Annotated in this window: 16 protein-coding genes; 9 read left to right on the top strand and 7 right to left on the bottom strand. The window is 65.4% G+C overall.

Annotated elements, in window-relative coordinates:
- Positions 1-1,875 (bottom strand): DNA helicase RecQ, encoded by a 1,875-nt coding sequence (recQ, locus tag HYR72_09705; GenBank protein MBI1815240.1) that lies wholly within the window; start codon positions 1,873-1,875, stop codon positions 1-3.
- A gap of 297 nt (positions 1,876-2,172) precedes the next feature.
- On the opposite strand from recQ, the gene HYR72_09700 reads away from it, so the two are divergent.
- Complete coding sequence (locus tag HYR72_09700; GenBank protein MBI1815239.1) at positions 2,173-3,129, top strand: D-2-hydroxyacid dehydrogenase; 957 nt, start codon at positions 2,173-2,175, stop codon at positions 3,127-3,129.
- A gap of 164 nt (positions 3,130-3,293) precedes the next feature.
- On the opposite strand, the gene HYR72_09695 is transcribed toward HYR72_09700, so the two are convergent.
- Entirely contained in the window at positions 3,294-4,991 is a 1,698-nt protein-coding gene (locus tag HYR72_09695) for a YncE family protein (GenBank protein MBI1815238.1), read from the bottom strand.
- Positions 4,992-5,474: 483 nt separating this feature from the next.
- On the opposite strand from HYR72_09695, the gene HYR72_09690 reads away from it, so the two are divergent.
- On the top strand, positions 5,475-5,879 hold the full coding sequence (locus tag HYR72_09690; protein MBI1815237.1) for an RNA-binding protein: 405 nt from the start codon (positions 5,475-5,477) through the stop codon (positions 5,877-5,879).
- 378 nt (positions 5,880-6,257) lie between these two features.
- Here the strand turns inward: HYR72_09690 and HYR72_09685 are convergent, their stop codons facing one another.
- Both HYR72_09685 and HYR72_09680 read right to left on the bottom strand, forming a co-directional pair.
- Entirely contained in the window at positions 6,258-6,914 is a 657-nt protein-coding gene (locus tag HYR72_09685) for a DUF480 domain-containing protein (protein MBI1815236.1), read from the bottom strand.
- Positions 6,911-7,864 (bottom strand): MBL fold metallo-hydrolase, encoded by a 954-nt coding sequence (locus tag HYR72_09680; protein ID MBI1815235.1) that lies wholly within the window; start codon positions 7,862-7,864, stop codon positions 6,911-6,913. Before HYR72_09680 ends, HYR72_09685 begins: the two co-directional genes overlap by 4 nt.
- A 532-nt stretch (positions 7,865-8,396) precedes the next feature.
- Here HYR72_09680 and HYR72_09675 point away from each other — a divergent pair.
- The gene (locus HYR72_09675) at positions 8,397-8,747 is read left to right on the top strand and encodes a helix-turn-helix domain-containing protein (GenBank protein MBI1815234.1); all 351 of its coding nucleotides are present in this window, start codon (positions 8,397-8,399) and stop codon (positions 8,745-8,747) included.
- 555 nt (positions 8,748-9,302) lie between these two features.
- On the opposite strand, the gene HYR72_09670 is transcribed toward HYR72_09675, so the two are convergent.
- Positions 9,303-10,724, bottom strand: coding sequence for an HAD-IB family hydrolase (locus HYR72_09670; protein ID MBI1815233.1), 1,422 nt, complete (start codon positions 10,722-10,724; stop codon positions 9,303-9,305).
- 102 nt (positions 10,725-10,826) lie between these two features.
- On the opposite strand from HYR72_09670, the gene HYR72_09665 reads away from it, so the two are divergent.
- Positions 10,827-13,250, top strand: coding sequence for a glycerol-3-phosphate 1-O-acyltransferase (locus HYR72_09665; protein ID MBI1815232.1), 2,424 nt, complete (start codon positions 10,827-10,829; stop codon positions 13,248-13,250).
- A 6-nt stretch (positions 13,251-13,256) separates the two neighbouring features.
- Here HYR72_09665 and HYR72_09660 read toward each other — a convergent pair whose 3' ends face one another.
- On the bottom strand, positions 13,257-14,138 hold the full coding sequence (locus HYR72_09660; GenBank protein MBI1815231.1) for a GNAT family N-acetyltransferase: 882 nt from the start codon (positions 14,136-14,138) through the stop codon (positions 13,257-13,259).
- Positions 14,139-14,259: 121 nt separating this feature from the next.
- On the opposite strand from HYR72_09660, the gene HYR72_09655 reads away from it, so the two are divergent.
- The 4 genes from HYR72_09655 to HYR72_09640 all read left to right on the top strand — a co-directional run bounded on the left by HYR72_09655 (position 14,260) and on the right by HYR72_09640 (position 17,892).
- Positions 14,260-15,708, top strand: a complete 1,449-nt coding sequence (locus tag HYR72_09655; GenBank protein ID MBI1815230.1) for an amidase — start codon at positions 14,260-14,262, stop codon at positions 15,706-15,708.
- Between the two features lie 405 nt (positions 15,709-16,113).
- On the top strand, positions 16,114-16,437 hold the full coding sequence (locus HYR72_09650; protein ID MBI1815229.1) for a helix-turn-helix transcriptional regulator: 324 nt from the start codon (positions 16,114-16,116) through the stop codon (positions 16,435-16,437).
- Positions 16,438-16,459: 22 nt separating this feature from the next.
- Positions 16,460-16,912, top strand: coding sequence for an SRPBCC family protein (locus HYR72_09645; protein ID MBI1815228.1), 453 nt, complete (start codon positions 16,460-16,462; stop codon positions 16,910-16,912).
- A 221-nt stretch (positions 16,913-17,133) separates the two neighbouring features.
- Complete coding sequence (locus HYR72_09640) at positions 17,134-17,892, top strand: DUF899 domain-containing protein (GenBank protein ID MBI1815227.1); 759 nt, start codon at positions 17,134-17,136, stop codon at positions 17,890-17,892.
- Between the two features lie 398 nt (positions 17,893-18,290).
- Here HYR72_09640 and HYR72_09635 read toward each other — a convergent pair whose 3' ends face one another.
- Entirely contained in the window at positions 18,291-20,666 is a 2,376-nt protein-coding gene (locus tag HYR72_09635; GenBank protein ID MBI1815226.1) for a CoA transferase, read from the bottom strand.
- Between the two features lie 242 nt (positions 20,667-20,908).
- On the opposite strand from HYR72_09635, the gene HYR72_09630 reads away from it, so the two are divergent.
- Complete coding sequence (locus HYR72_09630; protein ID MBI1815225.1) at positions 20,909-22,981, top strand: TonB-dependent receptor; 2,073 nt, start codon at positions 20,909-20,911, stop codon at positions 22,979-22,981.
- The last annotated feature ends 86 nt before the right edge of the window (positions 22,982-23,067 follow it).

Here is a 23,067-nt window from a genome sequence, read left to right as displayed (position 1 = left end):
TCAGGTCGCGGGAGTATCCGGGGTGAGGCCGTGCTGTTTGCAGTAGGCGGCAATGTGTTCCAGGAAGCGCGGGCCGAGGTCGGCGAGTTTGCGGGCGCCGACGCCGCGCACGCGCAACATCGCGTCGGGCGATCCCGGCCGCAGCCGCGCCATGTCGCGCAGCGTCGCGTCGCTGAAGACCACGTACGCCGGCACGCCTCGTTCATTGGCGAGGTCGCGCCGCAGTGCACGCAGGCTGTCGAAGAGCCCGGCGTCGACGCCTTCCCATGACGTTTGCTCGACCCGTGTCTTGCTGACGCCGCTCGCCTTGGGTTGCACCAACCGCACCGTCTGCTGTCCGCGCATCACCTGCCACGACGCCGCATTCAAGCGCAGCACCGGCCGCTCGTCGTCGCTGCGTTCGAGCAAGCCGGCATCGAGGAGTTGATAGAGCATGCTGGTGAGCGCCTTGCGTCCGCTGCCCTTGAGCAAGCCGTACGTGCTGAGCTGCTCGTGCCCCCAGCGCCGCACGCGCTCAGTGTCGGCACCGAGCAACACATCGACGACATGTTCCGCGCCGAAGCGTTCGCCGGTGCGCGCCACACACGAGAGCATCTTCTGCGCGGTGACGGTCGCGTCGGCGATGCCTTCGACTTCTTCGAGGCAGACATCGCAGGCGCCGCAATTCGCTGGTGCGTACACCTGCCCAAAATACTCCGACAGTCCGCGGTGGCGGCACTGCATCGCGGTGCAGAAGCGTCGCATGTGGCCGAGCAGCGCCGTGGCCGCGGCGATCACCGCGGCTGGGGCGTTAGCTTCGGCGGCGCTTTTCTCGATCAGCGACTCCCAGCGGATGACGTCGGCCGCCGAGTAGAACAATACGCACTCGGCTTCGAGCCCGTCGCGTCCGGCGCGCCCTGTTTCCTGTTGATAGTGTTCGACCGACTTCGGCATGGTGGCGTGGATGACGCAGCGCACGTCACTGCGGTCGATGCCCATGCCGAACGCCACGGTGGCGGCGATGACGTCGAGCGACTCTTTGGCGAACGCGTCTTGTGTGCGCCGTCGCTCTCCAGCCTCCATGCCGGCGTGGTACGCCGCCGCTCTGAGCCCCTGCGCGCGTAACGCGGTCGCCATCGCCTCGGTATCGCGGCGGCTGAGGCAGTACACGATGGCCGCCTGGCCGGCGTGCCGGCGCAACGTGTCGATCACCTGCGCGCGCACGTCGACGCGCGGCACGACGCGATAGACCAAGTTCGCTCGATCGAAGACGCCGACCAGCACGGTCGGATCGCGCAGCTGCAGTTGGGCGATGATGTCGGCGCGCACCTGCTCGGTAGCGGTGGCCGTGTAGGCATGGACGCTGGCGTTGGGGAAACGCTGCTTGAGGCACGCCAGCTCGCGATACTCCGGCCGGAAGTCGTGTCCCCACTGGCTGATGCAGTGCGCTTCGTCGATCGCGAACGCGCGCACCGGCAGTTGTTCCATCACCCAGAGAAAGCGCGGCGACAGCAACCGCTCGGGGGCGACGAACACCACGCGGTGGCGTCCGGCGACGATCTGCTGTTCGATCTCGCGTTGCTCGTCGGGTGCGATGCCGCTGTGCAGCGCCGTGGCCGCGTAGCCGCAGGTCCGCAGCGCATCGACTTGATCTTTCATCAACGCGATGAGGGGCGAGACCACGACGTCGGTGCGTTGCGCGATCGCCGGCGGCACTTGGTAGCACAGCGACTTGCCGCCGCCGGTGGGCATCACCACCAACGAGTCGCGTTGATCGAGCCCGGCGCGGATGGCGTCTTCTTGCAGCGGCCGCAAAGTCTCGAAGCCCCAGTAGTGGCGCACGGTCTCGATGATGCGGGTCAGCGGCCATGGCGTGGCGTCGTGCGGAAGGCTCATCGATCAACCTTGATCGTAGGAAGCATTCAACGCAGAGACGTGGAGTCGCAGAGCAGGAAGAGCCCAAGGCGGATCGTTGGTGTGCGAATGCATGGTCATTCTTCCCGATGCAGAGAGGGACTGTGTATCAGTCCATCGAGAATGCGGTTCGGTGTTCTCGGCGCATGATCCGCTCACGTTCCTCCTCTGTGCCTCTGCGGTGAGATCTCTCCCATCACATCCGGAAGTGCAACGCGGTGCGAGTTGTGCGATGAGTCCATAGCAGAAGACCGACACCCTCTGAACCCTGTGATGCGCATGAAACTCGTTGTCCTCGACGGCTACACGTTGAACCCCGGCGACAATCCGTGGGATACGCTCGCGGGCTTGGGCGAGTTGACGGTGTACGATCGCACGCCGAGTGATCAGATCATCGCGCGGGCCGGCACTGCTGAGGTCGTGCTCACCAACAAGACGCTGCTGACGGCGGAGACGCTGGCGCAGTTGCGACGCTTGCGATTCATCGCGGTGCTGGCGACCGGCTACAACGTGGTCGATACGGTCGCCGCGCGCGCCCGCGGCATCGCGGTGTCGAACGTGCCGGAGTACGGCACCGACTCGGTGGCGCAGCATGTGTTCGCGCTGCTGTTGGAGCTGTGCCACCGCGTCGGCGATCATGCCGCCGCGGTTCGCGCCGGCGCGTGGTCGGCGGTTCCGGACTTCTGTTTCTGGCACGCGCCGCCGATCGAGTTGGCGGGACTAACGATGGGGATCGTCGGCTTTGGCCGCATCGGGCGGCGCGTCGGCGAGCTGGCGCACGCGTTCGGTATGCGAGTGATCGCCGCCGGCGGCACTCGGCGTGACGCGCCGGCGTATTCGTCGTTCGCGTGGCGTGAGATTCCCGAGTTGTTCGCCGAGGCGGACGTAGTGACCTTGCACTGCCCGCTGACCGCTGACAACGCACGCTTCGTAAACGCCGAGCTGCTGCGGCGTATGAAGCCGAGCGCGTTCCTGCTCAACACCGCACGCGGCCTGTTGGTTGACGAGAACGCGCTCGCCGCCGCGCTCAATGTCGGGCATCTCGCCGGGGCGGGCGTCGACGTCGTATCGAGCGAACCGATGCGGCCGGACAATCCGTTGCAGCACGCGCGGCGCTGTCTGATCACGCCGCACATGGCGTGGGGCAGCCTCGCCGCGCGACAGCGGTTGATGGCCGCGACCGTCGATAACGTGCGCGCCTTCCTCGCCGGCCGGCCGATCAACGTGGTGAACTAGCGCCAACGACGCCGAGCGTCGCGCCGGTTTGTTGCGCCGGGTGCGCGGTGGTGAAGTCGCCGTAGAGTTCGAGTCGCGCTGTTCCTGTAGGGGCGCTGCTTGCTGCGCCCCTCCCACCGGGCCGAGCAAGCACGGCCCCTACGGGACACCCCGCCTCCGCTTCCTCACGGTTCCAGGCAGTGGAGCGTGGCGGAACCCATGTTGCGGCAACTGATGTCGTCGCGCTGATCGATCCCGCTGCTGCGCAGGACGACCGAAGCGGGACCGACCGGTGTGGTCGTGCCGGTGACGCTGGCGTTTAGGCCGCGATGCGTGGCGACGAACGTGTAGCCACCGGCGGCGCGCTTCAGTAAGAGCGCAAAGCCGCCGGTCCAGCGGCAGCGCACGTTCATGCTCGACCCCATCGGCGAGCAACCGGTCACCGGAATCGTGACGTTGAAGGCCGCGCTATCGCGAACCTGCACGGTCAGCGTGTTGCTCAGCACTGCCGTGCGCATCGAGACGCCCGCCGCCGCGTCGCGCACCGTGCCGCGCACGATGGTCGCACCGGTGTCCTTGGCGCTGGCGGCGTCGCGGACGATGTGAACGTGCATCAGCGTGAGCGACCCATCGGCGTTGTTGCAATAGCCGTCGTGGTCCGTATCGCCGCCGGGCGTGCACACTCCCGCCTGGCAGGTGTCGAGGCCGAGTTCCGCGCATGCCTGTCCACTGTTGCAAGTGGCGCCTTCGTCGGTCGGGGTAAACGCGCAGCGGCCGGTAGCGCGGTCGCAGGTGCCGCTGGTGCAGATGATGGCGCTGTCGTTGCAATCGCTGTCCGCCGTACAGGGACCGACGGCGATGTCGGCAACTGCGTTCCCGACGACGATGGTGCTCGCGGTGGCGTTGGTAGCGGTGTCGATCACGCTCACGTGATTGGACGCGCTCGCGTAGAGCCAGCGCCCGCTCGGATGCGCGGCCCCAACCGTGTCGAAGTCGATGGCGGCGGCACTCCAGGTAAGTCCGTACGTCGTGGCGCTGTATTCAAACATCTGGGGCGCACTCTGCCCCCCAGGGAACGGACAATAGGGAGGACCACGCAGACACAATTCCACCGCCGTCACATAGAGCGACTGGCTGTTTGGACTGGTCACGATACTGGTCGGGAATTGCATGAAGTGGAGCCCGTCGTTCCCCCCGGGGAAGGCGGGCGGCACATTCACTGCATCGGTGACGGTGTTGCTTGCCGTGTCGATGACAGCCACTTTGGCATACGGCGTACCGACAAAGGCGCGCCCTCCATCGGGCCGAATGGCGATGAACGTGGGGGAGGAGAAAGGGATCGTCACCGTAACGGTGTCGCTGTTGGTATCGATCACGGATATTGTGTTGCTGAACAGGTTGCCCACGTAGACGCGGCTTCCATTGGGAAGCGCGGCGAGGCCCAGCGGGCTCATGCCCACTGGTAGCGCATTTGTCACCGTGTCACTCGCGGTGTCGATTACAGAGACGGTGTTGTCGCCGCGATTGTTCACGTAGACGCGCGAGCCGTCGGAGAGTGCCGTGACGCCCGCGGGATTGATCCCAACGGGGACCGTTGCGATGACCGAATTGCTCGCGGTGCTCACTACGGTGAGACTTCCCGGGCTGACGCCATCGCCGCGGTTCGCCACGTAGACCTGCGCGCCATCAGGAGAGACCGCCAGCGCCCCCGGGCTCGAACCGACGGGGATGGTGGCGGTCACCGTGTTCGTACTGGTGTCGATGACCGAGATGGTGTTGTCGCCGCTGTTCGAGACGTACGCCATCACCGTCGCGTGTGCGCTCTGTGCGGAAATCACCAGGGCGAACACCGATACTGCAACGACTCGCGTCAACGCTCGCATCGTCCACCTCTCTCGGACACGGATAAATTGTCCGTAACTTGTTATGGATGTTGGCATGCTGCGGGTCGGTTTGACAAGGGACAAAGTCGGCGGGCGAGCCGCCCGCCCTACCGGACTCGAACGAAGATGACACGGAGGCCCGGCCGCGACAGGTGCGCGCTAGTCGGTAGCGAGGGCGTCCCCGCCCGCGTTCGCGGTGGGGTCGTCATACCGGCGAATGCCGGTATCCAGGCGGGGGGTACTGGTTTCGATCCTGGATTTCGCCGGAATGACGAGCGGAGAGATCGGTCTCCATTTGGACAGGACTGCCCGTGCGGAGCGTTTGCGCCGACCGCGCCGCTGATCTATACAAACCGGGTCTGTGCTCGCTGATCAAACCCACCACCATCACGGTGGCGCCGAGTGGCGCCCCGTAAACGGCAACTCGATCCTGGCGGCGTAGCCGCCAATCACGACGGCCAAAGGAGAGGCCAAGGAGTCCTAATGGGCAGCAAACTTTTTGTCGGCAATCTGGCGTTCACCACCACGACGATGGAACTCAAGGAGTTTTTCGGTCAGGTGGGCACCTGCGAGTCCGCGACGGTCATCACCGACCGCGCCACTGGGCGTTCGCGCGGCTTCGGGTTCGTAGAGATGAGCACCGGAGAAGAAGCGGCGCGTGCGGTTGCCGAACTCAATAGCCGCGACCTGCAAGGCCGCAGCATCAACGTCAGCGAAGCGCGCGAGCGCGCTCCCCGCAGCTTTGGCGGCCCCGGTGGGGGCGGTGGCGGTGGTGGTGGCGGCGGTGGCGACTTCGGATCGCATTTCGCGGCCGGCGAACCGCCGCAGTTCCGCAAAGGCGGCGGCAGCCGCCGCGGCCTGCGCGGCAAAAAACGCAGCATCGCCTAAGCACCAGTTGAAAACCCCGCTCATGCTTCGAGACGCTCCTGACGGAACTCCTCAGCACGAGCGGGTTTGGAATGTGCACAGGGTTTTTCTCCGATCACCCTGAGCACCGGCCCGTGTCCCACGGGTATGTTGGGCCAATGAACCGCCTCTCATCCCGGCGGTTGAAACCGCGGCAACAAGAGCACCAAGCCCACCTGCGTGGGCCCCCCGCTCCTCCAGGCACAGATCGCAGTTGGGGGAGCCGCCGCAGGGCGGCTTGGTGCCTTTCGTTGACGCGAATTTATTCACCGGGTTAGTTCCACGTTCATTGGCAGGAGGCGCGGAGCGCCGTCTCGAAGGGCCAGAGCTTTTTCAACGGGCGGCTAACGCGACGCTTGCTCACTCGACCTCGTCGAGTGAGATCCCCAGCTTGGTCATCATTCCTTCGAAGCGCTGGCGCAGACGCGCCAGCTCCCCTTCGAGGGTATCGATGCGGGCCGCGAGCCCTGGCGCCGCGCTGCTCGACGACCCGCTCGTCTCGGGTGCCGCCGGCGCATCGAGCGGGTGCAAGCTGGGACTGAGCAACTGGACGTAGCGCTCGGCGCGCGCGCCCGGTGTGGGATCGAGCCGCTGCACCATCCCGCGCTCGATCAATTTACTCAGCAACGCCAGCAACTGCTCTTGCGAATCGATCGGACTCATCCGACTCGCGCGCGTGCGCAATTCGCCCGGCATCTGCGGCCCGCGCATCAACAGTTCGGCGAGCACGGCGAGCTCCGGGTATTCCAGGCCGAGCGTCTCTTTGCCGTTGTGGCGATAGCGTTCGACGCGGCTGAACACTTTGCGCACGAGGTACTTCTGTTCGAGTCGATACAACGCCTCGGCGACATCGTCTTCGGTGAGCACGAGTACCGGATCGCGGTTCGACTTCTGATTGGCGCCGTTGGTCGCCGCGTTGAGCGACAGCGGATACTGGTCGGGCGTGGTCAGCGCTTTCTCGATCAATACGCCGAACAGCCGCGCTTCGTGCGCGTCCATCTGCACGCTGATGCTCATGCCGACACGCGCCGCGTGGCTGTGCGGTAGTGCTCGCGCAGCTCGTGCATGCCGCGGAACATTTCGGGCACATCGATCGGGGCATCGAACGGCTCGCCGCGCAGCTCACGATAAGCGCGCTCGACGTTGAACAGCAACCGCTCCGGCTCGGTCCAGTCCGCGTAGGGGCCGAGATCGATACGTTTCGCCGCGTCCAGTGCCGACCGCCCGTCGTTGAAGTGCCGCTGCGACTCCGCGCGCACGTAGACGAGGTAGGCCTTCATCTCCGTCGGCCCTTCGATGCCGCACAGCGGTCCATGGCCGGGCACGATGACCGTGGGCGTGAGGGCGATGAGACGATCAAGCGCCGCGATCCATTTCGCGTAGGTGCCGTCCCAGCCGATCGGCGTGCAGCGGCGGAACAGCACGTCGCCGCAGAAGACCACGCGCTGCTCGGGCAGGTAGGCGATGACGTCGCCGGCGGTGTGCGCTGGGCCGACGTAGATCAGTTGCAGCGCGATGCCATCGAGGTTGAGGTCGAGTCGCTCGTCCATCAGCGTGGTCGGCGGAGTCAGCTCGATGCCGGTGAAGTCCCACGCCGCGAGCGCTTGCGCGAGCCCCGCAACGGCGGGGTTGCTGCTGCTCGCGGCGCCGCGCAGGATCTGCATCGCCTCGGGTTGCTCTTTGCCGAACGACGCGGCGCACAGTCGATGTCCGATGATCTCGGCGCCACGGAACAGTTGATTGCCCCAGCAGTGATCGCCGTTGTGGTGCGTGTTGACTACACGCCGCGCCGGCGCTTTCCACACGCGCGCGTACTGCGCGATCAGTTCGCGCGTGTGCGGCAGGTCCCAGAACGTATCGACGACCACGCCGCCGCCGCGATTGATGAATCCCGAGTTGCTGGTGCCGAGCCCACGATCTTCTTGCAGGCAGGCGTAGATGTCAGTGGTGATCTCGCGTAGCTCCATGCGCGGCCTATAGCTGAAGTGGGCGGGAAGAGTCGACCGGTGGTGCGGTCGCGCGGGGGTAGCTTACCCTCGATGCCGGGCTGATGTCGCGGCTTGTATCCTCTGTGTTTGAGTTGGCCTTCGCTTGCCTGCTATACGCACACTGCGTATGGTAGCAATTCATGCTCTTCATCGAGGCACCCGCCTTCACGCGCAACTTGCCATCGTACCTGACCGACGACGAGTACCGGCGGCTGCAAGCGATCTTGATGGCCAACCCAGAGGCGGGCGTAGTCATGCCGCAGACCGGCGGCTTCCGCAAATGTCGCTGGCCAGATCCACGCAGAGGAAAAGGAACACGTGGAGGACTGCGGATCATCTACTACTGGTTCCCAGATGACTCGCAGATTTGGCTGATGACAATCTACGGGAAGAACGAGATCGAGGATCTCACGGCCGCGCAGAAGCGCGCCCTGAAGATCGCGATAGACACGGAACGGCGGGCGCGGGCCATCCGGCCTCGGCCGATGCGCAGAAGGATGAGGTAACCATCATGGGACGCAAGAAGCGGAATCTGTTCGACGAGTTGATGACTGGCGTGGGTGCCATGCGCGCTCACCGCGAGGGCAAGGTGACGTTGCGTACCCACCAGATCGAGGCGAAGCCCCTCCCACGTGTCAGCGCCGCACTGGTCCGCGACACCAGGGAGAGGCTGAACATGTCGCAGCGCGTGTTCGCATGGAAGTTGCGAATCAACCCTCGCACCCTCGAGCGATGGGAGCATGGACGCAGCGCGCCCAACGAGCAAGCCGCCGCGCTGATCCTTCTGGTCCGTCGGTTTCCCGATACGCTCGATCGGTTAGATCGTATCGCTGCGCCGCCGCGATCCCGTCACGCGGCCTAAACGCTGCGGTTGAGTCGCGGTACGGACTGTCAGGTCCGACCGCTGATTCGGTAGCTAGACCGCATGCAAGAAGCCCTGCCCTTGTCACTTCACTACTCCCGTAAGTTGAAGCAAGCGATACCCAGCCCAACACCCTGCGGGGACCGTGATGAGAAAAAGCCCGAACCAGAACCCGAGCTTCAGAAGCAGCGGTCCGAATCGCGGGCTGAGGTCCGGCATCGGAAGGCGAACAGCTACCTCTACCAACCACCCCAAGGCGTAGAGCGCGTTGATCCCGACCGGAGCTGCCATCAACGCAATGGGCTCCACCGCATCCTCTCCGGGTTGCAGATGGCCGCTGGTGGTGATCGCCCAAAAGAAGACCGCGAAGCAGAGGGCTCCGTATGTACCAACTACAAGGTTGAAAGGGATGCGGCGAACCTCCCACCACGCAACGACTCTCCACGGTGTGGCCGGAAGCTCTGGGCTAGCGAACAGCCACTTCGTAAATCTCCTCATGGCCTTCGCTCACTGCGTTTTTTGTCTGCCAAAGTACGCCGCTCACCTGCGCGAACCTCAGAGGCTCAACGTTTCGGTGTACAGCTTGTAGATCTCGGCGACGCGCTGGTCGATCTCTTCGGGCTTCCACGATGTCGTCGCGATTGGCGGGTGGACCACCACCTCGACCGTCGCGGGTCGTACGACCATGGCGTGTTTGGGCATCGCGTCGAGCGCGTTGCGAAACACGATCGGGACGATCGGCGCCTTGGCGGCCATGGCGAGATGAAACGCGCCCTTCTTGAATCGCCCGAGGTGCGGGGTCGAGCTGCGCGTGCCCTCGGGAGCGATGGCGAGGGACAGCCCTTGCCGCAGCGCTTCGACCGCCGGCTGCAACGCCTGGATCGCCTTCTCGCGATCGAAGCGATCGATGAACACGGTGCCGGCGAGCGCGAACGCTGGCCCGAAGATCGGATTGCGCCGCACTTCCTGTTTGGCGATGCCCACCATGTCGCGCCGCAGCAATTTACAGAGCAGCAACACGTCGAGGCCGCTCTGATGATTGAAGATGAACACGGCGGGCCGGTGCGACCACAGATGCTCCTCGCCGGTGACGTGTAGATCGACGCCCGCCAGCGCCGTGCCGACTTCACCCCATACCGTGGTGGCGATGTTGATCGCGCGGCGCCACCCGCCGTCGAGCGCCGCGGTCGGCAGACCGAGCAGGAACGACGGCAACAGGCTGCCGACGGCGAGCGTCGTGCGCACCACCTCGGTCACGCCCGGCGTGCCGCGGCTGTGGAAGCGGCGCATCGGCCAACCACGCCGCCCCGCGATGTGCGCGAGCCGCGAGTTCGGATTGGTCGGACGCGGATAGCGCACGATGTCAAGCAGCGGGAGATCTTCGTCGCTGTCGGTGTAGAAATAACTCTTCGCCAGTGACAGGCGACGCTTCTTCGCGAACCCGCGCACGGCTTGCGCCTTGCCTTCGCCGTAGCAGGCCGGGGGCACGATCTCGCCGCTGAACTTTCCGTCGCGTACTTCGAGTTGCGTGCAGAGGACATCGCGAATGCCGAGGTCGCGCGCCAGCGGATCGATCTGATAGCGCGTCGCCGCCGACACCACGGCCACTGTGTGTCCCTTGCGCAGGTGCGCTTCGACCAGCGCGCGCGACTCGGGGTAGATGTTCGGCGCCAGCCGTTGAGTGAAGACGCGCTCGCCGATTGCCGCGAACTCGCCTTCCGACCGTCCCGTCAGCATCCCGGCCGTGCCGGCAACGAAGCCCGAAAAACCGATCTGTCCCAGCTGAAAGCGGACCGTCGCCGCCGCGGCCTCGGCGATGTCGGCGGGACTCATCGAGCCGTTCATCACGCCGTCGCGCAAGAACTCCACGGCGGAGAATCCCGCGATCAGCGTGCGATCGACATCGAAGAAGGCGCCGATGCGCGGACCCGACGGCCCGTCGTCGATCTCACGCGTTAGGGTGGCGTGTACGGTCATCGCTTGTTCAGCTAGCACAGTCCGAAGTCCAAGGTCCACGAGCAGGGCCAGTTGAAACTGCGGCCGTGGACTTTGGGCTGGGGTCCGATCTAAGACAGCGCCGTGGCGGATACCGAACCTAGCTGGCCGGTTGCCGACGGTCGTCCGGTTGTGTTTCTGATCGACGCGGCGAGTGCGCTCGAACAGCGCTTGCTCGACGAGTGGATCGCGTGCCAACGTCCGGCCGACGTGCCGGCGCATGCGACCGAGCAGATTCCGATCCCGCCGTCGCGCAGTGGCCGCCGGCAGCGCGTGCTCGATCCGCGACTCGAAGCCCGTCTCGCTACCGGTGACGATCCGTTGCTCGCGCCGCTGCGTGTCTCCTGGCAACCGGCGCAGCGCGACGGGGTGCGCGCGGTCCGGCTGTCCGACCTGCTCACCTTCGGCGACCCGCGAGATCCCGGGCGGCTGCGGCAGGTGTGGACGTTGCAACGCCATCCCGATCGCTGCTGCATCGTCGCGGGCGAGCCGGCGCCGGCGTCGGAGTTGCGCGAACGCTGGCGCCGCGCCGGCGGCACCGACAAAGCCCAGACCACCGGCTTGCCCGAGTTTGTGGCGCGGCAAGCGGCACTCGCGCTCGAGCGCGCCGAGCGACGGCTGCGGGGCGCGCGCTACAAAGTGCCGCGGCTGGTGCACGAAGACATTCTCGCGCGCCCCGCGTTTCGCGGCGGCATCGGACAGCTCGCGCGCGAGCTCGGCCGCGACGAAGCCGCGGTCGCGCGCGATGCCTCGCGCTACCTGCGCGAGATCGCTGCCAGCCACAGCCCCTACGTCATCGACCTGGTCGCGCACGTCATTCACTACATGTACACGCGCGGCTACGGCGAAGCGCTGCACTACGATCCGACGCAGTTGGAACGGATCGCCACGCTGGCGCAACGCCATCCTGTGGTGTTCTTGCCCTCGCACAAGTCGAACCTCGATCATCTCGTGTTGCAATACGCGTTGCACGAGAACGGCCATCCGCCCAATCACACCGCCGGCGGCATCAACATGAACTTCTTTCCGATGGGTCCGTTGATGCGACGCAGTGGCGTGTTCTTTATCCGGCGGACGTTCAAGGACAACGCGGTCTACAAGTTCGTCCTGCGCCAGTACATCGACTACCTGATCGAGAAACGCTTTCCGCTCGAGTGGTACATCGAAGGCGGGCGCTCGCGTTCGGGCAAGTTGCTGCCACCGCGCTTCGGAATGCTGGCGTATGTGGTTGACGCCTATCGCCGCGCCAAGAGCGACGACGTGATCCTGATACCGGTGTCGATCGCCTACGATCAGATTCAGGACGTGAGCGAGTACGTCGCCGAGCAGCGCGGCGCCGCCAAGCAACGCGAGAATTTCGGCTGGTTCCTCGGAGTCCTGCGGCGATTGCGGCGCCGCTACGGCAACATTCACATTCGCTTCGGCGAGCCGCTCTCGCTCGCGCACACCCTCGGCCCGGCGGATCCCTCCGCCGCGCCGAATGCCGATGAGCCGAATCTGGCGCTGCAGAAGTTGGCCTTCGAAGTCGCGGTGCGCATCAATCACGAGACGCCGATCACGCCGACCTCGCTGGTAACGATGGCGCTGCTCGGTACGCTGGATCGCGCGCTCACCGCCGACGAGACGGTGGCCGCGCTGCGCAATCTCGTCGCCTATGTGCGCCGGCGCAACCTGCCGACCACCGGCGAGCTCGCTCTCGACACCACCGCCGGCGTGCAGCATGCGCTCGACGCGTTAGTCGCGAGCGGCATCGTGTCGTGCTTCGCCGAGGGCCCCGAGGCGGTCTACTGCATCGGCCCCGATCAGCACCTGACGGCGGCGTACTATCGCAACACGATCATTCACTTCTTCCTCAACGGCGCGATCGCTGAACTGGCGCTCCTGAGAGCCGCCGAACTGTGTTCGCCTCCGGCTGCACTCACGGAGGGCGACGCATGCGTCGCCCCTACGACGGATACCATGCAAGGCACCGCCGCGTTTTGGGACGAAGCGATGCGGTTGCGCGACCTCCTCAAATTCGAATTCTTCTTTGCCGACAAGGAAACGTTTCGCACCGAACTGTGCGCCGAACTGACCCTGCACGACGCCGATTGGGAAACCCGGTTGACCGGCGGCGTGGCGGAGATTCACACGCTACTGCGCCGCATCCGTCCGTTCACCTCCCATCGTGTGCTGCGGCCGTTTCTCGAAGCCTATCGCGTAGTGGCCGACGCGCTGGCGCAGAAGGCGCCCGACGCGAAGTTCGACGAGAAGGCATTCCTCGCGCAGTGTCTGGCGCGCGGCAAACAATATCGTTTGCAGCGCCGCATTCGCAGCACCGAGTCGGTGGCGAAGGCGCTGTTCGAAACCGCGTTGCGCGTGGCACGCAACCGCAATCTGGTCGACCCCAACGCACCCGATGTCGCCACCCGTCGGCGCGCCTTCGCCGACGAGCTGCGCGACGCCATCCGCCGCGTCGACGCCATCGGTACGCTCGCCGCGAGCCGCTTGGCGGGCTTGATCGAGTGAGGGCGCTCAGCAGCGCGCCGTGCGCGGCAGCATCAATGGCTGCCGTTCGGGTGGATAGGACCCGCGCACCATCAAGTAGTCGTCACCGTTGAGCAGATGCGCCTCGGGCTGCAGCTCGGCGGCGAGACGGTCGGGCGTGAAATGGGTCTCGACGCGTTGGAAGCGTAGCGGGATGCGCTCAACGATCTCGAACAGCGGCGGCAGTGCTCGGCCGACCAGATCGAACAGGCGCAGCGTCGTGCCCTCGCTCTCGAATGAAACGATCAGGTCAAGATCCGCTGCGTAGTACAACGACCGCCGCGCTTCGTTGAACAGAAACACTGCGTACTCTCTCACCACTCCGAGGCGATGCGAGATCGGCGTGCGCTCGCGCAGTAGTGTGTGGATGAGTGCGAGGTCGTCAGCGCAGCCGTAGTCGAGCACGCGTAGCCTGTTGCGCCCGAGGTTGTGCGACCACGCGCCGATGAAGCGGTGTTCCGGCACGACGCGAAAACCAAACGGCTCGTACAACTCCGGTTGCGCGGTGCTGAGCTGGAGTGTCTGGTAGCGTGCGTCAGCCCAGCGCAGGGCATCTTCCATCACCGCGCGATAGTACCCGCGCCGGCGAAAGTGCGGGTGCGTCGCGACGGCGTGAATGCCCCCCACGTGAACTTCGCGCCCAGCGAGGACGAGTGGCAAGTCGAGCACGCCGACATGCGCGAGCAGTCGCTCGCCGTCGAACAAACAGAACGGCGTCGTGACCTCCTCCCAGCGCATGCCGAGCTGCCGCGCGGTGCGGCTCTGCAGCGGCAGCTCCGCCCCGGGAAACGCGAGGTCGAGCAGCTCGAAGACGCGATCGTACAGCGTTGGGTCGTCGACGTAGGAATATCGCAAGCAGCGGACGCTCATGGCCGCTCGTCTCCTACTCGATCATCGGTCGGCGCGGAAGGCTCGATCCATGATCGTGGCCAACGCAGATGGGGTTGCTGGTGAGTTGCTCATTCAAAGCGCGCGGCGTAGGTTGCGCGCCATGACAGACGAACTTGCGACGCTCGACGCCACCGCGCAGGCGCAGTTGATCCGTTCTGAGCAGGCGACGCCGCTCGAGTTGCTTGATGCCGCCATCGCCCGCATCGAAAAAATCAATCCGCAGCTCAACGCGGTCATCATCCCGTTGTTCGAACAAGCGCGCGCGCGAGCCAAATCCGGCAACCTGCCTGACGGTCCCTTTCGCGGCGTTCCGTTTTTACTCAAGGACCTTGACGTGTTCTCCACCGGCGATCCGTTTCACGCCGGCACGCGCTTCCTGAAGGATCTGCGCTGGACCGCGCCGCACGATTCGTTTCTAGTCGAAAAATTTCGCGCGGCGGGTTTCGTCGTCGTCGGCAAGGCGAATACGCCGGAGTTCGGCTTGACCATCACCACCGAGCCGGCCAGCTACGGTCCGACGCGCAATCCGTGGAACCTCGACCACTCGACCGGTGGCTCCAGCGGTGGCTCGGCGGCCGCGGTCGCCGCGGGTCTCGTGCCCGCCGCCCATGCGAGTGACGGCGGCGGTTCGATTCGCATCCCCGCCAGCGAGTGTGGCCTCGTCGGTCTCAAGCCATCGCGCGGTCGCGTCTCGCTCGGGCCGGAACACGGCGAGTACTGGCACGGGTTGGTGATCTCGCACGCGGTGACGCGTTCGGTGCGTGACTGCGCCGCGATTCTCGACGCGATTGCCGGCGCCATGCCCGGCGATCCCTACACCGCACCGCCGCCGGCGCGCCCGTATGCAGCGGAAGTCGGCGCGGCGCCCGGCCGTCTGCGCATCGGCATGATGACGCAGACGCCCAACAACGCGACGCCGCTGCACCCGGACTGTCTCGCCGCGGCGCAGGAGACCGCGAAACTACTCGAGTCGCTCGGGCACACGGTCGAGCTGTCACATCCAACCGCGATCGACGAGAGCGACACCACCACGCAGCACTTCGGGACCTTGGTGACGAGTTGGGTAGCGACCAGCCTCGATGCGTGGAGCGAAACGATCGGCCGGACGCTTGGCTCAAACGACGTCGAACCCGGCACGTGGACGTTCGCCGAACTGGGGCGTTCGGTTTCCGCGGCGCAGTATCTCCGCGCGATTGACGAGCTGCACGGCTACACCCGTCGCATGGCGAACTGGTGGGCGAGCGGCTTCGATCTGTTGCTGACGCCGACGCTCGGCGAGCCGCCGCCGAAGCTGGGCGAGCTGGTCGCGACGGCGGAGGAGCCGCTGGCGGGTATGGCGCGGAGCATGTCGCTGATTCCGTTTACGCCGCCGTTCAACATCACGGGGCAGCCGGCGATGTCGTTGCCTTTGCACTGGAGCCGCGACGGCTTGCCGATCGGCCTGCAATTCATCGCGGCCTATGGACGCGACGATCTGCTCATCCGCATCGCCGCGCAACTCGAGCACGCGCGCCCGTGGGCGAACCGTCGCCCGCCTGTACACGCGTGATCGGGAGACACCAGCGTCTTATCTGCAAACACCCTGCTCGATCAGGTCCGCAACTTCGTTGCGCGCGAGACCCAACACGGCAGTGAGCACGTCCTCGGTGTGCTGACCCAGCAGCGGCGCCGCGCGCCACTCAGCGATCGTCGCTGGCGCATGGATACACGCCGTGCGGCACGGCGTCCTCGACCGCATTGCCGTGCCGCACGGGTCGGGGTCTCAGGATGAGCGGGAAAATGTCGTGGCAGATTGGCTCTTCCCCTCAACCACTAAGAGACACCCCTGCTGCCCCCGAAGACGCCTCGCGCTACGACGCGTGCGGGTCGGGGCGACTTTCCTTCCTGCCTTGCCTAGGGGCGGATTTCGCCGCGCTTGACATGCAAGCATTTACTTGCATATAATCCGTCCTCCATGCGCGACACCGACCTGCTGTTCAAGGCGCTGGCCGACCCCGGGCGGCGCAAGCTGCTCGACCGGCTGCACGCCAACGACGGACAGACGCTGGGCGAGCTGTGCGCGTACCTGGACATGACGCGCCAGGGGGTGACGCAGCACCTGGCGCTGCTCGAGGCGGCCAACCTGGTGGCGGTGCAGTGGCGCGGGCGTGAGAAGCTGCACTTCCTCAACCCGGTGCCGCTGCAGAAGATCTACGATCGCTGGATCAGCAAGTTCGAGAAGCCGCGCCTGAAAGCGCTGAGCGGCCTGAAGCGGCGCCTGGAGGGCGCCGGCAAGTAACCCCTATAGACAGGAGAGGACAATGAGCAACAAACCCCGCAGCACCTTTGTTTACGTCACCTTCATCCGCACTACCCAGGCCAAACTGTGGTCGGCGCTGACCGACCCGGAGTTCATTGAGGAATACTGGTTCAACATGCATGTAGAGTGCGACTGGAAGGTCGGCTCGCCCTGGAAGCTGCGGTACGCCGACGGGCGCATCGCCGACTCGGGCGAGATCCTCGAATCCGACCCGCCACGGCGCCTGGTTATCAAGTGGCGCAACGAGTGGAACCCGGAGATGGCGGCCGAGGGCGACACGCGCTGCACCATGGAGCTGGAGCCCGCGGGCAGCGCTGTGAAGCTGTCGATCACCCACGAGATAGAGCGCGCGGACTCCAAATTCATCGGCGCCGTGTCCGGCGGCTGGCCGAAAATCCTGTCCAACCTCAAGTCGCTGCTGGAAACGGGAGAGCTGGCCATAGTGGATAGGTGAACTACGAGCAGTTGGCGGACTAACGGGTCGAACGGCGCGAAAGCGCGCCATAGAGAGGAGCTTTTCATGTGTCCTGTTTGCCTTGCGACCGGCGCCGCGATTGTAGCGGCCAGCGCCACGATAACAGGTGGTCTTGCGGCGCTCGTCTTGAGGGTGACTCGGCGGGGCAAGCGCTCCGACCACAACCCAGGGGATCGAAGGAGATTGGTACGATGAGCAACATCACGAATCACCGGATCGTTTCGCACGAGGAGTGGATCGCGGAGCGCAAGGCGCTGCTGGCGAAAGAGAAGGAGTTCAATCGGCTGCGCGATGAGCTCAGCGCGCGGCGGCGCGACCTTCCGTGGGAAAGCGTGACGAAGAAGTACGTGTTCGATGGCCCCAGTGGAGCCGAGACCCTCGAGCAGCTCTTCGACGGGCGTTCGCAGCTCGTCGTGTACCACGCGATGTTCGATCCGAAGACCGTGACGGCGAAGACGCCGTACACCAAGGACGCACCGTGCTCAATGTGCTCGTTCTGGATGGACAACTTCGAGCGCGGCGTCGTTCACCTCGCGCATCGAGACGTGACGCTCATTGCCGCCTCACGCGCTTCGGTGGAGAAGCTGGAGGCCTACAAGAAGCGCATGGGCTGGACGTTCAAATGGGTCTCGGTCGGCGACGGCGATTTCAACCGCGACTACGGCGTAACGCTCATCGCCGAGGAGATTGCGAACGGGCAGGGTGAGTACAACTACGCCCGCACGGGCATTCCGATCGCCGAGTTGCCCGGCATCAGCGTCTTCTACAGGGACCCCGCGGCAGGGCACGTGTGTCACACGTACTCAACCTACGCGCGCGGCCTCGATATGCTCAACGTGGCCTACCACTACCTCGACATCGTCCCGAAGGGGCGCGACGAAGAGAACACGCGCGGTGGCAACCGCTGGGTCCGACGACGTGACGAGTACGCCGACGCCAAAGCTACATCGTGCCACTAAAGACTACACGCGATTGAACTTCAGAGATACGGAGCGATCAGGGCAAAGGTAATTTTTGGCAACCGTTCGGCTTTCGAGTGCGGCGGGCTGAACGGGAAAGAATTCGGAAATTTTACCGTGATGTCTTGGGCTGCAAAATCACGGAGGGAGTTCGACGACAAGGATGACTTTCGAATAGGAGACGGCTTTCGGCGTCAAGGTGCTCGATGTACCGGACCTCCACCTCTACTTTCGGGCTCCAGGAGGACAAGTGTTCCGGCTGGCCGGAATCAACCAGGACCTCACCAAATGTGAGGGGAACGGTTGACCGAGTGGTGGACGGCGACTAGGGAAGTACCGCTCATGCTGAGGAGCGCCGACAGGCGCGTCTCGAAGCATGCGGCGTCTACAACGGGTTGTTAGCGGCAGACGCCGGTTTCAACCAGCTCTGCCACATCTTCACGCGTGAGACCTAGCACGCCAGTGAGCACCTCCTCGGCGTGTTGACCCAGCAGCGGCGCCGCGCCGGCGCTCGCAAGTTGCGTGCGGCTCATGCGAAGCGGATTGCCGCTGTGACGTTCGGCGCCGATCTCGGGATGCTGCACGGTGACGATGGCGCCGCGTTCCGTTAGATGCGCGTCGGCGCGCACGTCGTCGGGGCTCATCACGGGCATCGCCGAGACGCCCGCGGCTTGCAACGTCGCCGCGACGTCTTCGGCGTTCCGCGTCCGCATCCAGTCGGCTATCCGCGCGTCAATCTGTGGGCGTGCGGCGAGTCGTCCCGCCAAGTGGTCGAGTTGCGGCTCGTGGGGCCAACCCAGGCAGCGCGCGAACCGCTGCCATCCATCATCATCGACGACCGCGATCGCCACCCAGCGATCGTCGCCGGTGCAGGGATACACACCGTGCGGTACGGCGTACTCGACCGCGTTGCCGCGCGGCCCGGGCGGGTCGCCGGTGCATGGAGTCTGCAAGTAGAACTCGCCGAGCAGATAGGCGCCGCCCTCGATCTGCGCGAGGTCGATGAACTGGCCCTCACCGGTGCGGCGCCGGTGTTCGAGCGCGGCGAGCACGGCGACGACGCCGAGCTTGCTGACGACGTGATCGGGATGATTGAGCGCGCTGCCGGCGGGGTAGGGCGCATCGGAATAGTTCCACAGGCAATTGATGCCGGCGAACGCGGCGTTGATGGGGCCGAACGACTGGGTTTGTCCGAGCGGCCCACCTTGCCCGTAGCCTTGCGATGACAGATAGATCACATCGGGGCGCACACGCCGCACGTCGTCGTAGTCGAGTCCCCAGGCGCGCATGACGCCGCCCCGGTTGTTCTCGGCAACGATGTCGGCGTGCGCACATAGCTGCGACGCAAGTGCGCGCCCGCGCGCGGTGCTGAGATCGAGGCAGACGCTGCGCTGGCCGCGGCACTCGTCGTTGAACGTGAACGCGCGGTTGACGGCGCCGGGTTCGAGCGTCACCTCGCGCAGCGGATCGAGTTTGGCGCGCGACTCCACTTTGATGACGTCGGCGCCGAGTTCGGCGAGCAGCCAGCACATCTCCGGCACCACCGCGACGACGCCGAAGTGGACGACCCGCATGCCGGCGAGCGGCGCGCGTGTCGTCGCCGTGTCCGTCGCGTCAGATGTCCGCGCCGCAAATCCATCGGTATCGTTCTCGCCCGGTTGGGGGGCCGGTCGACGCAGCACGGTTGGCGTTGCTGAGAACCGCATTGGCGCCGATGCGAACGGTGCGTCGCCGAGGTGCGGGAAGTGGGTCGCTTGAAAGAATTTGCGCGCGCGTACCTGCGCTTCGGCGACGAATTCGTCGGGCGTATTGATCGGCGCGACCGGCAGACCGAGTCGGCGACCTTCCGCGACCACTTCGGCGCGCGGACGCTGGCGCAAAATGTCGGCGGCGATTGCGCGGATCGCCTCAAACATCAACAGACGATAGAGGTACCCCTGCCACGCTGGCTCAGCGAGTGATTCGGGACGACCGAGCAACTCGACCAACGCCTGCCATTGCCGGTTCGTGCCGGCGAGGATGCGCACGTGCCCGTCGGCGGTGGGCAAGACGAGATAGGTACCGTCGGCGTTGCGCGGTGGCGCGGGCGCCAGCATCGGGTACACGCGGTTGTAGTCCGCCAGCGTGACCGACCACGGCGTGATGCCGTTGAGCCCGGCTTCCTGCACCGATACCTCGACGGTCTGGCCGACGCCGTGGCGCGCGCGATCGAGCAGCGCAGTGAGCGCGCCCACCACGGCGAACACCGACGCGCAATCGTGCGCCAGATGACCGGGGAGCCAACAGGGCGGCCGATCGAGGAAGCCGCAGCTGAACAGCGCGCCCGATGCCGCGAAGGCCGTCAGCGGTTCGAGGCGCCACGCCGCCCGCGGACCGGACAACCCGAAGTCGGCGAGGGCAACATGAATCAGGTGCGGATGACGGGTGCGAACCGTCGCCGGCATCAGGTCATGCGATCGTTGCCCGTCGGGGCCGAAGTTCTCAATCAACACATCGGCTCGATCGCACAGATCGGCAAAGCGCTGCTGCCCATCGCGGCTGTGCAGATCGATAACCGCGCCGCGCTTGTTGGCATGGCGATAGAGGAATGACAACGAGCGATCAGGCGCGGCGAGGTTGCCGGCAAAGGGCGGCCGCAGGCGGTCCGCGTCGCCGCCCGGCGGCTCGATCTTGATGACGTCGGCGCCCAAGTCGGCCAGCAACCGTCCCGCGAGTGCGCCACGCAGATCGGTGAGATCGAGGACACGCACGTGCGCGACCGGCGGAGTCGACATGGGCGCACTCTACGTCGCGTCGATGGCGCGCGGCAAGGAGGAGAGGTCGGCGTCACCCGGTCTTGCACCGAAGATGCGAGGAGAGGGTCCGTCATACCGGCGAAAGCCGGTATCCAGGCGGGGGCGCGGGGGTCAAACCTGGATTCGCCGGAATGACGAGTGGGGAGATCGCTCCATTCTCTTGTACAGAGTTGCGTCACCCCTTGCCCTTATTCCATTCACTTCAGTACAGTACGCCACCAATGGCCAAAACTCGGACAGGGCTGACCGCCGCGCTGCTACTGTGCGTCGTGGTTTCAGCGGCGCGCGCGGCTGACGTTGCCCAGTCAACGCCCGATCCGGAGGCTCGCGCGCTCTTGGCTCCCATCGTCGTCACCGCCACGCGGATTCCGCAGCCGCTCGCCGAGGTGCCGGCGTCGGTGAGCGTCGTCGAGCAGCCCGACATTCAAGACGCGCGGCCGACGGTGAATCTTGACGAATCGCTCGATCGTGTGCCCGGAGTCCTCGTGCAGAACAGCGGCAACTTTGCGCAGGACGCGCGCATCCAGATCCGTGGCTTCGGCACCCGAGCGGCATTCGGCGTGCGCGAGATCAAGGTGCTGCTCGACGGGTTGCCGGAGACCTTGCCCGATGGCCAGACCGAACTCGACGATGTCGATCTCGGCGCCGTGCATCGTATCGAAGTCCTGCGCGGACCGGCGTCGTCGTTGTACGGCAACGCTTCGGGCGGTGTGATTCAGCTTTTCACCGAAGACGGCCCCAACACACCGACCGCCTCGGCGCGGTTGACCGGCGGTTCGTTCGGCTTGCAGAAGTATCAGATCAAAGGTGGTGGTCGCGCCGGCAACGCGCGACTGTTCGTCAGCGCGTCGTACCTGGGGCTCGATGGGTTTCGCAACCACAGCGATACCGAGAGTACGATCGTCAATGCGAAGCTGCGGTACGATCTCAACGAGTCCACTGAGATCACGACGCTGATCAGCGCGGTCGACTCGCCGATTGCCGACGACCCTGGGGGGCTCACACGCGCGCAAGCCAACGCCAATCCGAAACAGGCGCGCGACCTCAACGTGCGCCTCGACGCCGGCGAGGCGGTGCAGCAGGGCCGCATCGGATGGGTGGCGACCCATCACCACGGCGTGCACGAGGTGTCGGCCTATACCTATCTGCTCTATCGCGACTTCGACAACAATCTCCCCATCGCCCCGGCCACTGGCGACGGGCACGTGAGCTTCCATCGCTTCAGCCCCGGCGGCGGCGTGCGCTACGTGAACCGCGCACAAGTTTTCGATGTCGCCCAAACCTTCAGCCTGGGTGTCGACGTCCAGTATCAAGACGACGAACGCCGCCGCGCCAAGAACGTGAACGGCACCGGAGGCGCGCTCAGCCTCCAGCAACGCGAGCAAGTGACGGGAGTCGGTCCGTACCTGCGCGAAGCCGTGACGTTGTTCGACGATTGGGAGGTCAGCGCCGGCGTGCGCTACGACACGATCAACTTTTCGGTCGACGTGAACTACCCGAGCAACAGCGACGCCTCGGGGTCGCAGACGTTCGATCACTGGAGTCCGGCCGGCGGCGTGCGCTACTCGGCGACTCAGTGGCTCTCGCTGTACGGCAACATCAGCACCGCGTTTCAAGTGCCGACCACCACCGAGTTGGCGAACCCGAGCGGGCCGGGGTTCAACCCCAACGTTGAGCCGCAGACGGCGACCACGTATGAACTCGGCGCGCATCTCGATTGGGCGCCGGGCGTGCGCGCCGGCTTGGCCGGATTCTGGAGCGACATCGACAACGAGTTGATTCCATTCGAGACGCCGTCCGGACGCACCGGGTTTCAAAGTGTGGGCAGTTCGCGGCGTAAGGGCATTGAAGGCGATTGGCAAGTCGCGTTGCTGCCCTCGGTGCGCCTGAGCGGCGCGGTCACGCTGATCGATGCGGAGTTCCGCGACTATACCGTCCGTAAGGTTTCGTTCAACGGCAACGACGAGCCGGGCATCCCGCGCTGGCAGGTCTATCAGGAGCTGGCCTATCGCGATCACGGACTGTTCGCTGCCATCGAGGCCTTCGAAGTCGACGGCTACTTCGTCAACGACGCCAACACCGCGCGCAGCCCGTCCTACGCGCTCGTCAATGCACGCGCGGAATACGACTATCCGCTCGGTGCGATAACGATCGCGCCGTTCGTCGGGCTGAACAACCTCCTCGACGCGACCTACGACGGCACCGTGCGACTCAACGCGCTGGGCGGGCGCTACTTCGAACCGGCGCCGGGCTTCAACGTGTTCGGTGGCGTGTTGCTGAGCGCGCAGTTGTAGCGACATCGCGGAATGAATTCCCCGGCTGAGTCGAAGAAAGTCCCCTGAAGGGGACTCTAGCAAGACGTTTCCAGTCGGCTTCAGCC

This window comes from Deltaproteobacteria bacterium (assembly GCA_016178705.1).
Lineage (GTDB): Bacteria > Desulfobacterota > Binatia > HRBIN30 > JACQVA1 > JACOST01.
The sequence above is the reverse complement of the archived record's forward strand: the minus strand, read 5'-3'. Positions and strand labels throughout refer to the sequence as shown.

Excerpts from the sequence above, each read along its gene's own strand:
- recQ (MBI1815240.1), bottom strand. The coding sequence starts at position 1,875 with ATGAGCCTTCCGCACGACGCCACGCCATGGCCGCTGACCCGCATCATC.
- HYR72_09700 (MBI1815239.1), top strand. The coding sequence starts at position 2,173 with ATGAAACTCGTTGTCCTCGACGGCTACACGTTGAACCCCGGCGACAAT.
- HYR72_09695 (MBI1815238.1), bottom strand. The coding sequence starts at position 4,991 with ATGCGAGCGTTGACGCGAGTCGTTGCAGTATCGGTGTTCGCCCTGGTG.
- HYR72_09690 (MBI1815237.1), top strand. The coding sequence starts at position 5,475 with ATGGGCAGCAAACTTTTTGTCGGCAATCTGGCGTTCACCACCACGACG.
- HYR72_09685 (MBI1815236.1), bottom strand. The coding sequence starts at position 6,914 with ATGAGCATCAGCGTGCAGATGGACGCGCACGAAGCGCGGCTGTTCGGC.
- HYR72_09680 (MBI1815235.1), bottom strand. The coding sequence starts at position 7,864 with ATGGAGCTACGCGAGATCACCACTGACATCTACGCCTGCCTGCAAGAA.
- HYR72_09675 (MBI1815234.1), top strand. The coding sequence starts at position 8,397 with ATGGGACGCAAGAAGCGGAATCTGTTCGACGAGTTGATGACTGGCGTG.
- HYR72_09670 (MBI1815233.1), bottom strand. The coding sequence starts at position 10,724 with ATGACCGTACACGCCACCCTAACGCGTGAGATCGACGACGGGCCGTCG.
- HYR72_09660 (MBI1815231.1), bottom strand. The coding sequence starts at position 14,138 with ATGAGCGTCCGCTGCTTGCGATATTCCTACGTCGACGACCCAACGCTG.
- HYR72_09655 (MBI1815230.1), top strand. The coding sequence starts at position 14,260 with ATGACAGACGAACTTGCGACGCTCGACGCCACCGCGCAGGCGCAGTTG.
- HYR72_09650 (MBI1815229.1), top strand. The coding sequence starts at position 16,114 with ATGCGCGACACCGACCTGCTGTTCAAGGCGCTGGCCGACCCCGGGCGG.
- HYR72_09645 (MBI1815228.1), top strand. The coding sequence starts at position 16,460 with ATGAGCAACAAACCCCGCAGCACCTTTGTTTACGTCACCTTCATCCGC.
- HYR72_09635 (MBI1815226.1), bottom strand. The coding sequence starts at position 20,666 with ATGTCGACTCCGCCGGTCGCGCACGTGCGTGTCCTCGATCTCACCGAT.
- HYR72_09630 (MBI1815225.1), top strand. The coding sequence starts at position 20,909 with ATGGCCAAAACTCGGACAGGGCTGACCGCCGCGCTGCTACTGTGCGTC.